The organism is Christiangramia fulva (assembly GCF_003024155.1).
Classification (GTDB): domain Bacteria; phylum Bacteroidota; class Bacteroidia; order Flavobacteriales; family Flavobacteriaceae; genus Christiangramia; species Christiangramia fulva.
This window is the reverse complement of sequence record NZ_CP028136.1, coordinates 568,665-583,147: the sequence shown is the minus strand read 5'-3', so window position 1 is coordinate 583,147 and position 14,483 is coordinate 568,665. Positions and strand designations below refer to the sequence as shown.

The window sequence follows — 14,483 nt, the reverse complement described above, 5'->3', positions numbered from 1 at the left end:
AATTGGAAATAAAAAAGAGGCTGTTTTTTTTAGACAGCCTCTTTCTTTTTTTATGCACTGGGAAGATCACCCGGTCCTTTTACGGGTAATTTGGAAGATCCCATTAAGAATTTATCCACATGATGAGCAGCTTCCCGCCCTTCAGAAATAGCCCATACAATAAGAGATTGTCCTCTTCTCATATCGCCGGCTACAAATATATTGCGGACATTCGTTTGGTAATTTGAACCTCCTTTGATGTTAGTTCTAGGGTCCAATTCCAAACCCAATTGTTCACTAAGGGTTTTTTCCGGACCTGTAAAACCAAGGGACAACAAAACCAGCTCACAGGGCCATTCTTTTTCAGATCCCTCAATTTCTTTTATTTCCGGTCTCTGGCCTGGCCTTCTAATCCATTCTATCTCGACGGTCTTTAATCCTTTTAAATTGCCATTTTCATCCTTAACAAATTCTTTGGTTTGGATACTCCAGTTACGATTCACCCCTTCCTCGTGAGAAGAAGTTGTTTTTAATGTAAAGGGCCAGTATGGCCAGGGATTTTCAGCAGTTCTGTCTTTAGGTGGAACGGGAAGGATCTCAAAATTGGTAACCGATTTGGCACCTTCTCTATTTGAAGTTCCCACACAATCTGAACCAGTATCACCACCACCTATTACGATCACATTCTTGCCTTTTGCACTTAATCTTTCTTCCCTTTCGTGCAGGCCGTCCACCACTTCATTATTATGCTTTAAAAATTCCATTGCCTGAACCACTCCTTCGGCATCTGAGCCGGGAATTGGCAAATCGCGTCTTTTTGTAGCTCCACCGCAAAGAACAACTGCATCGAATTTTTCCAGTTTTTTCACTGTGTAATTTTTTCCCACTTCCACATTCGTCTCAAATTCAATTCCTTCGGCTTTCATTATTTCCAGCCGGCGGTCAATGACCTTTTTCTCCATTTTAAAATCGGGAATTCCATAGCGAAGCAAACCTCCAATTTTTGCATCCCTTTCAAAAACGGTCACCGAGTGACCAGCACGATTTAATTGCTGGGCTGCGGCTAGTCCTGCGGGACCTGAACCTATTACTGCAACTTTTTTACCGGTTCTATGTTCAGGCGGGTCAGGTTGGATCCAGCCTTCTTTAAAACCTCTTTCCACGATATATTTCTCGATCATTTCAATTGAAACGGGAGGTTCTATAATTCCTAAAACACAGGCCGATTCACATGGAGCGGGGCACAATCTGCCGGTAAACTCCGGAAAATTATTGGTGGCTTGAAGTATTTTAAGTGCCTTTTGCCATTCATTTCGGTAAATGGCATCATTAAAATCGGGAATTAAATTTCCCACGGGGCAGCCGCTATGGCAAAACGGAATTCCGCAATCCATACACCGGCCTCCCTGCCGTTTCAATTCATCGGTATCAAGTTCTTTGGTAAATTCCTTATAATTCTTTACGCGTTCTTCTACCTTTTCTTTGGGTTCTTCCGCGCGTTCGTATGCTAAAAATCCTCTTAATTCACCCATTTTATTATGCTGTTTTTAAATCTACCTGTTCTTTTTTCTTTCTTTCTTCTTCCAGTTTTTGTAAGGCTTTCTTATACTCAACAGGCATTACTTTTATGAAAGCTTTTGTATTCTTTTCCCAATTCTCAAGAATAGACGCTGCCACTTCGCTTTGAGTGTAGCGATAATGGTTTTCGATAAGGCCCAGCAATTCTTCCAGATCTTCGGAAGAAGGCATTTCTAAATCGATCATTTCCATATTGAAATTATTCTTGTCCAGGGTATTTTCCGGATTGTAGATATAAGCTACTCCACCACTCATTCCAGCAGCGAAATTCCTTCCTATTTTTCCCAGGATTACGGCAATTCCACCGGTCATATATTCGCAACCGTGATCGCCAATTCCTTCAATGACAGCTTTCGCCCCCGAATTTCTTACACAAAAACGTTCGCCTCCAATTCCGTTGATGTAGGCTTCACCAGCCGTCGCACCATATAGCGCCACATTTCCTATAATGATATTCTCATTAGATTTGAAGGTGGCGTTTCTTGGTTTTCTTATGGAAAGCACCGCTCCTGAAAGTCCTTTTCCGAAGTAATCGTTAGAATTTCCTTCGATGTTCAGATTCAGTCCAAAAGCCGAAAAAGCTCCGAAACTTTGTCCTGCCGAACCATGGAAATTCAGCGTAAGCGTATTTGGAGGAAGTCCTTTTGCACCGTGGATCTTCGAAATTTCGTTACTGATGATCGCGCCGGTAGTTCGGTTCGTGTTACTGATAGGGAATTCCAGCGTAACGGGCTCTTTCCTGTAGATCGCTGGATGCGCCTGTCTTAAAATTTCAAAATCAAGCACTCCTTCCAGGTTATGCAGCTGTTTCTCGGTATTGATCATTGGAACCCCTTCTTTAATATTAGGTTTATAAAGGATGTTCGAAAGATCAATTCCATTGGCTTTATAATGTTTAATTGCCCGGTTCATGTCAAGTTTCTGGCTTTGTCCCACCATTTCGCTAAGGCTTCGGAAGCCCAGCTGCGCCATGATCTCCCGTAGTTCCTGTGCGATGAAATACATAAAATTGATCACATTTTCAGGTGTTCCTTTGAAATTCTTACGAAGTTCAGGATCCTGAGTTGCGATTCCCACGGGGCAGGTGTTCAGGTGGCAGGCACGCATCATGATACAACCCGAAGCTACAAGCGGAGCTGTGGAAAAACCGAATTCTTCAGCACCAAGGAGTGCAGCAATTGCAACATCCCGTCCGGTTTTTAATTGTCCGTCACACTCCACAACAATTCGGCTTCTAAGATTATTGAGTAAAAGCGTTTGCTGTACTTCGGCAATACCAAGTTCCCAGGGAAGCCCGGCGTGACGTAATGAGGTTAAAGGAGAAGCTCCCGTACCGCCGTCATAACCCGAAATCAGCACCACATCGGCCTTTGCTTTGGCAACTCCCGCGGCAATAGTTCCAACGCCCACTTTAGAAACCAGTTTTACGTTAATGCGGGCCTCGCGATTGGCATTTTTCAAATCGAAAATTAGCTGAGCGAGATCTTCAATAGAATAAATATCATGATGTGGAGGTGGTGAAATCAGTCCCACATAAGGAGTGGAATTTCTTGTTTTGGCAATATCCGGATTTACTTTTGGGCCTGGAAGTTGTCCGCCTTCACCGGGCTTGGCTCCCTGTGCCATTTTTATCTGTATTTCCCGGGCATTAGATAAATAATCAATGCTCACGCCAAAACGTCCTGAAGCGACCTGCTTAATAGCTGAATTTCGCCAGTTCCCGTTAATATCTTTTTGAAAACGTCCCGGATCTTCACCACCTTCACCCGAATTGCTTTTTCCTTTGATTCGGTTCATGGCGATAGCAAGATTTTCATGAGCTTCCTTGCTGATGGACCCAAAAGACATCGCCCCGGTTTTAAACCTTTTTACAATTTCGGTCCATGGTTCAACTTCTTCTATAGGAATTGGATTTAGCTCCTTGAATTTGAACATTCCGCGGAGGGTCATTAGGTTCTCATTCTGCTCATTGATGATTTTTGAATATTCCTGATAAGTGGTATAGCTATTTTGCTTCACCGCCTGCTGAAGTTTGGCCACACTTGCCGGATTGAAGACATGGCGCTCGCCGTTTCTTCTCCAGCGGTAATCTCCTCCCATTTCCAGATCGAGATCGCTATGCGTTTCAGGTGGAAAGAAAGCATGTTTATAACGCTGCTGAATTTCCTTTTCTACTTCATACAGGCCGATTCCTTCAATTCTTGTGGGCGTATTACAGAAATATTTATCGACGAATTTCTTATTAAGACCAAGAATTTCGAAGATTTGCGAACCACGGTAAGAAAGCAGGGTGGAAATACCAATTTTGTTCATGATCTTCACGATACCCTTTCCGATGGCGACATTGAAATTCTCCACGGCCACATCGGCATCTTTCACGGGAATCTGCTTGTCTTTTACCAGCTGACGAATTACTTCATTCACCATATAAGGGTTGATCGCGCTGGCACCATAGCCGAAAAGCGCTGCAAAATGGTGCGGTTCACGAGGTTCGGCTGATTCGATCACTATTCCGAAAGAAGAACGGCGATTATAGTCTTTTACCCTGTGATGTACGAAAGAGCAGGCCAGGAGCGAAGGAATAGGAGCCAGTTTAGGGTTCACATTCCTGTCAGACAAAATGATCACATTACATCCATCATCAACGGCGTCATTTATTTCATGGATCATCTCCTCCAGTCGGTCTTCCAGGCCATTCATTCCTTTTTCAGCTTCATATAGAATGGAAATAGATTTTGCTTTAAACCCGGGCTGATCTATATATTTGATTTTATCCAGGTCTTCATTGGAAATTACCGGATTCTGAATTTTTAATTTTTTCGCCTGTTCGGGAACGATATCAAATAGATTGATGTCTTCACCAACAGGAAGGCTGATGTCGGTCACGATCTCTTCCCTGATACCGTCCAGTGGCGGATTGGTAACCTGTGCGAATAATTGTTTGAAATAGTTAAACAACAATTGCGGTTTATGAGAAAGTACCGCCAGCGGAATATCGGTTCCCATAGATCCAATCGCTTCTTTTCCATTGGAAGCCATAGGAGAAATAATGGTAGAGATATCTTCATAGGTGTAACCGAAGAGTTTCAGGCGGGTTATATAAGGAATGTCTTCTACGGGTGTTTTGTTCCCAGTGTATGGCACATTTGCCAGGGGAAGAAGATTTTTATCAAGCCACTCGCGATAAGGTTTTTCTGAAACGATCTTTTCTTTCACTTCTTCATCTTCGATGATGCGGCCTTCGATCATATCTACCAGGAACATCCTTCCTGGTTCCAGCCTACCGTGCTTCAGAACATTTTCAGGTTCGATGTCCAGAACACCGGTTTCAGAAGACATTACCACATAGCCATCTTTTGTTACAGTATAACGTGAGGGCCTGAGACCGTTTCGGTCCAGTAATGCTCCAATATAATTACCGTCGGTAAAAGGAATCGAAGCCGGGCCGTCCCAGGGTTCCATGATACAGGCATTATACTCATAAAAGGCTCTTTTCTGGTCGTCCATAGACGGATTCTTTTCCCAGGCTTCCGGCACCATCATCATAATCGCTTCGGGCAGCGATCTGCCTGTCTGAAGCAAGAGCTCCAGCGCCATGTCCATAGAAGCAGAATCAGATTTTCCTTCCATGGTAATAGGTACAATTTTTTTAATATCCTCACCAAAGACCTCGCTTTCAAAAAGTTCTTCTCGGGCACGCATTCTGCTAAGGTTTCCTCTCAGGGTATTGATCTCACCGTTATGACACATATAGCGGAAAGGCTGTGCCAGGTCCCAGGTAGGGAAGGTATTGGTCGAAAACCGCTGGTGTACCAGGGCCAGTTTGGTGATCACATCAGGATCATTGAGATCTTTATAATACTCATTGATATCCTGGGGCATCAAGAGTCCTTTATATATTATGGTATTAGTAGAAAGGCTTGAAAAATAGAAATATTCGCTTTCTGAAAGCCCTGAATTTTCAATTTTATGCTCTGCGATCTTGCGGGCGGTATAGAGCTTTGCGTTAAAATGTTTGTCGTCAAGTTTTTCAGGCCGGCCTACAAATACCTGCTGAATGGCAGGTTCGATACGGCTCGCCATCTTCCCGAGGCAGGAGTGGTTAACGGGTACTTTTCTCCAGCCTAAAATTTCAAGCTGCTGATTTTTAATTTCTTCTTCAAAAGCCGATTTACAAATTTCGGCCTGGTTTTTATTTTTTGGAAGAAATACCATTCCTACCGCGTAGGAACGGAATTCCGGCAGTTCGAAATTACAGACTTTTTTAAAGAAATCATGCGGTACTTCAATTAAAATTCCCGCGCCGTCCCCGGTTTTTCCATCGGCACTTACCGCGCCACGGTGTTCCAGTCTTACCAGAATATCGATGGCTTTATGGATAATCTGGTTTGTTCTTTTCCCGTTTAAATTACAAATAAAGCCTGCACCACAGTTATCATGCTCAAATTGAGGGGAGTAGAGTCCCTGTTCTTTCATTCTCATAATTATACCTTCTAAATTATTCTCATAAAAGTAATTAAAAGAGAAAGAACATAAAAAAGATAAAATAGCTTTAAATCAATATTTTAGGCATTAGTAATTTATAAGTCTTTTTATGCGAAAATGCTAAAATAAAGCAGCTATTTTGAAAAATGCATAATGTTAAAACAGGCCGCAGAATTAACTACGGGTTTTCCCGTAATTTTGGTCTGGACCAATAATTTTCTCGATATTTACGAAATAATGTGTTAATTTTAGTCTGCTGATTAATAGTAAATTATAACCAATCAAAGAAAAATTTCACACTGATTTCTATTACGGCTGAGTTTTACCCCCAACCACACTTTACTTCTGGCTATTGATTTAGGCTTTAATCGGCCAATTTTATTTTTTTATTCCCCCTGGAACACCGTTTTGCCCTTTAGGCTCTTTACTGGCATTTAGTAGTCCAGCTTTTTACCCTACATAATTTTATTGTTTTACCAGGTTTCGGCCTGAACGCCCAATTCTATCATAATTCATTTTCCTCCTTAGGGTTTTTGGTTGAACCTTAAAACTTTGAATTATGAAAAAAATTACGATTTTGAAAAAACCTGAAGTAATACAGGGTATTATTGCCTTCTTTACTTTTCTTCTTGTTTTTAATTTACAGGCTCAAACGAGCACCACTTTTGATCTGCCAACTAATTGTGTTGCCGATGATTTGGAACCGGTGGGGGCTTATTTGAGTGATTTACCCGTCTGTATAGATTGCCAAACACAGCAAGTGTGGCCAGCATCTTTAACACTTAAATTAAATAATAAAACCGGTTCTACTAGGACAGCCTTTGCATTTTGGGCAATCTTAGAAATTACAGGTGAAGAAGGAGTTGAAAACTTTTATATCTCAGGTTGTACAGGACCTGTCGAAGGAAAAGGAATATCTGAAATCACAGTAGACGACTTAACTTTTTATAATTCTAGTGGTGTTCTCCTACCCGATAAAAGTCTGGAGTATCAATGTGGAACATCATTAAAAATAAAAGATATGATCATGGCATGGACTCCCGCTTCGGATGTTCCAGATAATCAGTGTCCTATAACTCCAGAGTCCATTGAGTCAAAATGTAGAGGAGTAGCCGAACTAAAAGTTGATACCCCTCTAGGAGGAGTGGTAGATAGCGTTACACCTGTTACTTGTAATGGAGATGGTGATGGAAGTATTTCTATTACCGCAAGCGGAGGAAAAGCCCCTTATACATTTGCCTGGACAATGGAAGAAGATGCTCTTTTCTCTTCCTCATCAGAAGATCTTTCCAATCTTTCCGGTGGTACTTATAATTGTATAATTACAGACGCCAACAATTGTACCTTTCAATTACAAGATATTTTGGTCGGAGAACCTTTAGCTGTAAGTGTAACTACCAGCAGTACAAACGTGAGCTGTAATGGAGAAAATGATGGTGCCATTACTGTAACTGGCGGCACTTATGATAATTTGGAATTATGGAAATTAACCACAGAGCCAGATACTTATACCAAGGTTTCTTCCCCCACTTTTAGTAGTGGTGTATATAGTGGTTTAATGCCCGGTAAATATAAAGTAAAAGGACTCGCTGCTGATGGTAATGGCACTGCTGATGCCTGTAGTGCATTTAGTACTCCTGAGACTATTAGTGAGCCTGCTGCTGTAAGTGTAACTACCAGCAGTACAAACGTGAGCTGTAATGGAGAAAATGATGGTACCATTACTGTAACTGGCGGCACTTATGATAATTTGGAATTATGGAAATTAACCACAGAGCCAGATACTTATACCAAGGTTTCTTCCCCCACTTTTAGTAGTGGTGTATATAGTGGTTTAATGCCCGGTAAATATAAAGTAAAAGGACTCGCTGCTGATGGTAATGGCACTGCTGATGCCTGTAGTGCATTTAGTACTCCTGAGACTATTAGTGAGCCTGCTGCTGTAAGTGTAACTACCAGCAGTACAAACGTGAGCTGTAATGGAGAAAATGATGGTACCATTACTGTAACTGGCGGCACTTATGATAATTTGGAATTATGGAAATTAACCACAGAGCCAGATACTTATACCAAGGTTTCTTCCCCCACTTTTAGTAGTGGTGTATATAGTGGTTTAATGCCCGGTAAATATAAAGTAAAAGGACTCGCTGCTGATGGTAATGGCACTGCTGATGCCTGTAGTGCATTTAGTACTCCTGAGACTATTAGTGAGCCTGCTGCTGTAAGTGTAACTACCAGCAGTACAAACGTGAGCTGTAATGGAGAAAATGATGGTACCATTACTGTAACTGGCGGCACTTATGATAATTTGGAATTATGGAAATTAACCACAGAGCCAGATACTTATACCAAGGTTTCTTCCCCCACTTTTAGTAGTGGTGTATATAGTGGTTTAATGCCCGGTAAATATAAAGTAAAAGGACTCGCTGCTGATGGTAATGGCACTACTGATGCCTGTAGTGCATTTAGTACTCCTGAGACTATTAGTGAGCCTGCTGCTGTAAGTGTAACTACCAGCAGTACAAACGTGAGCTGTAATGGAGAAAATGATGGTACCATTACTGTAACTGGCGGCACTTATGATAATTTGGAATTATGGAAATTAACCACAGAGCCAGATACTTATACCAAGGTTTCTTCCCCCACTTTTAGTAGTGGTGTATATAGTGGTTTAATGCCCGGTAAATATAAAGTAAAAGGACTCGCTGCTGATGGTAATGGCACTGCTGATGCCTGTAGTGCATTTAGTACTCCTGAGACTATTAGTGAGCCTGCTGCTGTAAGTGTAACTACCAGCAGTACAAACGTGAGCTGTAATGGAGAAAATGATGGTACCATTACTGTAACTGGCGGCACTTATGATAATTTGGAATTATGGAAATTAACCACAGAGCCAGATACTTATACCAAGGTTTCTTCCCCCACTTTTAGTAGTGGTGTATATAGTGGTTTAATGCCCGGTAAATATAAAGTAAAAGGACTCGCTGCTGATGGTAATGGCACTGCTGATGCCTGTAGTGCATTTAGTACTCCTGAGACTATTAGTGAGCCTGCTGCTGTAAGTGTAACTACCAGCAGTACAAACGTGAGCTGTAATGGAGAAAATGATGGTACCATTACTGTAACTGGCGGCACTTATGATAATTTGGAATTATGGAAATTAACCACAGAGCCAGATACTTATACCAAGGTTTCTTCCCCCACTTTTAGTAGTGGTGTATATAGTGGTTTAATGCCCGGTAAATATAAAGTAAAAGGACTCGCTGCTGATGGTAATGGCACTACTGATGCCTGTAGTGCATTTAGTACTCCTGAGACTATTACTGAACCAGCCAAAGTCAAAATACCAAATATTAATACCCAACAATCTGATTGTATAGGAGGTATTGCAACTACAAAACTGTCTTATGATGATACCAGCATTACTGAGTTCTATTATAGATATAAAGATGCTACAGATGAGAACGCAGAGTGGACAAGTTGGTTACAGTACACCACAACTTCTGATCCTATTTCTTTAGGTGTTGGGTCATATACCTTCCAGGTTAAATATACTGTTGATGGATGTTTAAGTGATGAGTTTCCTGTAAATATCGGTATCCCTCAAGATGCTGAGCTTACTGTAACTACTCACGGGACAACAGTAGACTGTTCTACAGGCACTGGAAGTATTATAGTTGATAATATAAGTGATTTAACAGGGGTTAAATTCACCCTTTATAGAATAATTGATACTGAAAATAGTGAAATCGTTCAACCTTATCAAGATGTAGATTATCCTACAAATGGATTCACAGGATTAACACCTGGAAATTATTTTGTGAGTGCTGTGAGCACCTTTGGATGTCCGGGTAATGATCTTGTTACTCTCGAAGTTCCTCAGTGTCTAACCTGTGAAACCGCATTCGCAAAAGATGAATATTTATCTAACTGCTTTTTAGATGATCCAGTATTAAATAGCGAAAGATGGGGTTGGACCAATCTTTATGAAAAAGGTCAAAGTTATACCTTGAATCTTTATGAAGGTGCAGATCATTGTGATGCAACAACAGATAGGAAGGTTGGACAGGTTGAAGTAATTCCAAATGGAGATCTTATTGATGTAACTTTTACCGTTAACGATAACCATATTATGAGTTCAGTTCATTTATATGTGGGTTGTGATCCTTATCCAAGTAAGAAACAGAAAGGACAATATGAATACACGGTAGCACCAGGCCAATATAATTTTAATGCTAAGGGTGATATTGGTTATAGAAAAACTTATTCTATAAAGGGAATTGAAATCACTCAAGATACATATTATTTGATTGCTCATATTGATGTATGTACCAGCGAGACTCAAGGTTATATTGAGGAGTTAAGAGCCGCTGATGATGGAACTGGAAGTACCACTTATAATGGCAGACAAGCTGAAATGGCTAGTTGCGATGTTACAGGAACAAATGGAAGAAATTCTAAAACTTCTGCTCAGCTAACTCTAAGCTCAACTAGTACTCAATCATTAACCGAAACTTCAGAGCCAATATTCAAAGTTGCACCGGTACCATTTAGTGACCAGTTGAATATCGGATACATTTTCGATTATACTTCTGATGTTACTATTGAGGTATTTGATATGAATGGTAGGCTATTGAAAACTTATCGCGATAAAGCGGTGAATTCAGATAGTATGTCCACTTTCAATGTTACCTTTAGAACATTCACTGGTCAGCAGTTCATTTTACGAATGACCACAGACCGTGAAGTTTATTCGGCACAGGTCATAGCGAAATAGTTATTAACCAACCAAAAATGAGAAGAGCAGCCAAATTTGGCTGCTCTTTTTTTATAATTTTCTCTGAAATATTAATCTTTAAGAATACTTCTGGAAATCACGATCTTTTGTATTTCAGAAGTTCCTTCGTAGATCTGCGTGATCTTGGCATCTCTCATTAACCTTTCCACATGGTATTCTTTTACGTAACCATTTCCGCCGTGAACCTGGACTGCTTCTACAGTCACATCCATCGCGGTTTGTGAAGCGTGTAGTTTTGCCATCGCGCCTGAAAGGTCATAGCTGTTGCCCTGGTCTTTATCCCAGGCGGCTTTCATTACCAGGTGCCGTGCGGCTTCGATTTGAGTATGCATGTCGGCAAGTTTAAAGGCGATGGCCTGGTGGTTACAAATTTCTGTCCCGAAAGCTTTTCGCTGTTTTGAATATTCTTTGGCAAGTTCATAAGCCCCGGAAGCGATTCCAAGCGCCTGAGCGGCGATCCCTATTCTTCCGCCGGAAAGTGTTTTCATCGCGAATTTAAATCCGAAACCATCTTCACCAATCCTGTTTTCTTTTGGCACTTTTACATCATTGAAATTGAGGGAATGCGTATCGCTTCCTCGAATGCCGAGCTTCTGTTCTTTTGGTCCTATTTCAAATCCGTCCCATTCTTTTTCAACAATAAAGGCATTGATCCCTTTGTGTTTTTTTTCTTTATGTGTTTGTGCGATAACCAGGTAGAAATCGGCAGAATTCCCATTGGTTATCCAGTTTTTTGTTCCGTTTAATAGATAGTGGTCACCTTTATCGATTGCGGTGGTTTTTTGGGAAGTAGCGTCACTTCCGGCTTCAGGTTCCGAAAGACAAAAAGCACCCAGTTTCTCACCCGTAGTTAGCTTGGAGAGATATTTTTTCTTTTGTTCTTCAGTTCCAAAAGTATCCAGACCCCAACATACCAGGGAGTTATTGACCGACATGATCACTGAGGCCGAAGCATCAATTTTTGAAATTTCTTCCATGGCCAGAACGTAAGAGATCGTATCCATTCCGCCACCGCCGTACTCAGGAGAAGCCATCATTCCTAAAAAGCCCAGTTCTCCCATTTTCTTCACCTGTTCGGCAGGAAACTTTTGCTTTTCATCTCGTTCGATGACGCCGGGAAGCAACTCTGTCTTTGCAAAATCACGGGCTGCGTCTCTTATCATTATATGTTCTTCGGTAAGTGTAAAATCCATGCGAAAGAAATTTATAAAAAAATGATTTTTGGACGCCAAAGATAGCCTTTTGATACCTATTTTTCAATTGATATTGATTAATTTTACGAATATGAAAAAAACTACCTATAGATTAATAGGCGTCATGTCGGGTACTTCCCTTGACGGTGTGGATATGGTTTTTACCGAGATAAGTTTTTTAGATAGCGTAGACTATGAAATAAAATTAGCGCAGACTTTTCCATATCCGGAAGAATGGGTTTCCAGGCTCAATGATGCCATTCATCTTGACCAGGCGGCGCTTAATGAACTTGATAATGAATACACTGCTTACCTGGCAGAAATCATTAAAAAATTTATTGATCAAAATCAGCTTGATCTTATCGATGCTGTTTGTAGCCACGGGCATACGGTAAAACATTTGCCAAAAAAGGGAATTACCTTTCAAATTGGAAATTTGCCGAAACTTGCCAGACTAACCGGGATCCCGGTGGTATGTGATTTTCGGGTTCAGGATGTGGAGCTTGGCGGCCAGGGCGCTCCTTTGGTGCCTATGGGGGATCGGCTTTTATTTGGCGAATACAAATACTGTATCAATCTTGGCGGATTTGCGAATGTTTCACAAGAAGATGAGGAAAATCGAAAAGCTTATGATATCTGCCCGGTAAATACCGTTCTCAATTATTTTAGCAGAAAAGAGGGTAAGCAATTCGATAAAAACGGGCAGATGGCGAGAATGGGAAAACTGGATGCTGATCTACTCGAAAAACTGAATGCGCTTAAATTTTACAGTCTTCAACCTCCCAAATCCCTGGGAATAGAATGGGTGAATGCCGAAATTCTTCCCATGCTGGAAAATTCAGGGCTCGATAATTTTTCAATTTTAAAAACCTACACCGTTCATGTGGCTATACAAATAGCCAATGTACTCGATGATAACAGCGAATCTGCTGTACTTCTAACCGGGGGAGGAGTTTACAATTCATATTTAATTGAGGAGCTACGTAAATTTTCTGCCTGTGATTTTGTGGTTCCCGGAAACCAGCTGGTTGAATTTAAAGAAGCACTGATTTTTGCACTTTTGGGTGCTTTGAAATTGAGGGGCGAAATAAATATTCTGAGATCGGTCACCGGAGCCCGTATTGACCATTCATCCGGTCGCATTTTTAAGCCCTGAAAATATTGAGAATTTAGAATTTTACCCCTGACCGATTTTTTATCTTTGCACCAAAATTAATTTACATGAAAGACTTACTTACGATATATGAAAATAAAGAACCTGAAATCGTATTTAACTGGAAAGATTCTGAAACCGAAGCCGAAGGCTGGACGGTAATAAATTCCCTTCGCGGCGGTGCTGCCGGCGGTGGTACCCGTATGCGAAAAGGCCTTGATATGAACGAAGTTCTTTCTTTGGCCAAAACCATGGAAGTGAAATTTACCGTTTCCGGTCCGCCTATTGGTGGTGCCAAATCGGGAATTAATTTTGATCCTTCCGATCCTCGAAAAAAAGGCGTTCTGGAACGCTGGTATAAAGCTGTTTCTCCACTTTTGAAAAGCTATTACGGAACCGGCGGCGATCTTAATATTGATGAAATAAATGAAGTGATCCCAATTACTGAAGATTGTGGTGTTTGGCATCCTCAGGAAGGGGTTTTTACGGGACATTTTAAACCAACTGAAGCTGATAAGATCAATAGAATTGGACAATTGCGCCAGGGAGTGATCAAAGTTCTTGAAAACACGAACTATTCCCCAGATATCAGGAGAAAATATACCGTGGCTGATATGATCACCGGCTATGGAGTTGCTGAAGCGGCACATCATTATTATTCCATTTATGGAGGTGATATAAAAGGAAAGAGAGCGATTGTTCAGGGCTTTGGAAATGTTGGTTCTGCCGCGGCCTATTACCTGGCTCAGCTTGGAGTAAAAGTAATTGGAATAATAGACAGGGTTGGAGGCCTTATCAAAGAAGAGGGCTTCAGTTTTGAGGAAATCAGGGAATTGTTTCTGAATAAAAAAGGAAATACCCTCAATCATGATAATTTAATTCCTTTTGAAGAGATCAACGAAAAGATATGGAAGCTGGATGCAGAAATATTTGCTCCCTGCGCGGCTTCAAGGCTGATTTCCAAAGACCAGATTTCCAGCCTTATTGAAAGAAAACTGGAGGTGATCTCCTGTGGTGCCAATGTTCCTTTTGCCGATAAAGAGATCTTCTTCGGCCCGATAATGGAATATACCGATGAAAAAGTTAGCCTGATCCCAGATTTTATTTCCAACTGTGGGATGGCCCGTGTATTTGCCTACTTTATGGAAAGAAGAGTGCAAATGACCGATGAAGCTATCTTTAATGATACTTCTTCTATTATCAAAGAAGCCATTCAAAATACCTATAATAACAACCCTTCAAGAACAGACATAAGCCGTACTGCTTTTGAAATAGCCTTAAAACAGCTGATATAAAT

6 protein-coding genes are annotated in these 14,483 nt (G+C 41.0%); 3 read left to right on the top strand and 3 right to left on the bottom strand.

From position 1 onward, the window contains the following. Positions 1-50: 50 nt before the first annotated feature. Both C7S20_RS02770 and gltB read right to left on the bottom strand, forming a co-directional pair. On the bottom strand, positions 51-1,511 hold the full coding sequence (locus tag C7S20_RS02770) for a glutamate synthase subunit beta (protein WP_107011047.1): 1,461 nt from the start codon (positions 1,509-1,511) through the stop codon (positions 51-53). A gap of 4 nt (positions 1,512-1,515) precedes the next feature. Then, entirely contained in the window at positions 1,516-6,039 is a 4,524-nt protein-coding gene (gltB, locus tag C7S20_RS02765; RefSeq protein ID WP_107011046.1) for a glutamate synthase large subunit, read from the bottom strand. A gap of 1,024 nt (positions 6,040-7,063) precedes the next feature. Here gltB and C7S20_RS02760 point away from each other — a divergent pair. Further along, positions 7,064-10,819: a SprB repeat-containing protein gene (locus C7S20_RS02760; RefSeq protein WP_159039857.1), complete on the top strand. Its 3,756-nt coding sequence runs from the start codon at positions 7,064-7,066 to the stop codon at positions 10,817-10,819. 71 nt (positions 10,820-10,890) lie between these two features. On the opposite strand, the gene C7S20_RS02755 is transcribed toward C7S20_RS02760, so the two are convergent. Continuing rightward, positions 10,891-12,033 (bottom strand): acyl-CoA dehydrogenase, encoded by a 1,143-nt coding sequence (locus C7S20_RS02755; RefSeq protein ID WP_107011044.1) that lies wholly within the window; start codon positions 12,031-12,033, stop codon positions 10,891-10,893. Between the two features lie 91 nt (positions 12,034-12,124). Here C7S20_RS02755 and C7S20_RS02750 point away from each other — a divergent pair, with 91 nt between their 5' ends. Both C7S20_RS02750 and C7S20_RS02745 read left to right on the top strand, forming a co-directional pair. Further along, positions 12,125-13,189, top strand: a complete 1,065-nt coding sequence (locus C7S20_RS02750; RefSeq protein ID WP_107011043.1) for an anhydro-N-acetylmuramic acid kinase — start codon at positions 12,125-12,127, stop codon at positions 13,187-13,189. A gap of 65 nt (positions 13,190-13,254) precedes the next feature. After that, on the top strand, positions 13,255-14,481 hold the full coding sequence (locus C7S20_RS02745) for a Glu/Leu/Phe/Val dehydrogenase dimerization domain-containing protein (RefSeq protein WP_107011042.1): 1,227 nt from the start codon (positions 13,255-13,257) through the stop codon (positions 14,479-14,481). Positions 14,482-14,483 lie beyond the last annotated feature (2 nt).

Coding starts and splice junctions, on each gene's coding strand:
- C7S20_RS02770 (WP_107011047.1), bottom strand. CDS start 1,511: ATGGGTGAATTAAGAGGATTTTTAGCATACGAACGCGCGGAAGAACCC.
- gltB (WP_107011046.1), bottom strand. CDS start 6,039: ATGAGAATGAAAGAACAGGGACTCTACTCCCCTCAATTTGAGCATGAT.
- C7S20_RS02760 (WP_159039857.1), top strand. CDS start 7,064: ATGATCATGGCATGGACTCCCGCTTCGGATGTTCCAGATAATCAGTGT.
- C7S20_RS02755 (WP_107011044.1), bottom strand. CDS start 12,033: ATGGATTTTACACTTACCGAAGAACATATAATGATAAGAGACGCAGCC.
- C7S20_RS02750 (WP_107011043.1), top strand. CDS start 12,125: ATGAAAAAAACTACCTATAGATTAATAGGCGTCATGTCGGGTACTTCC.
- C7S20_RS02745 (WP_107011042.1), top strand. CDS start 13,255: ATGAAAGACTTACTTACGATATATGAAAATAAAGAACCTGAAATCGTA.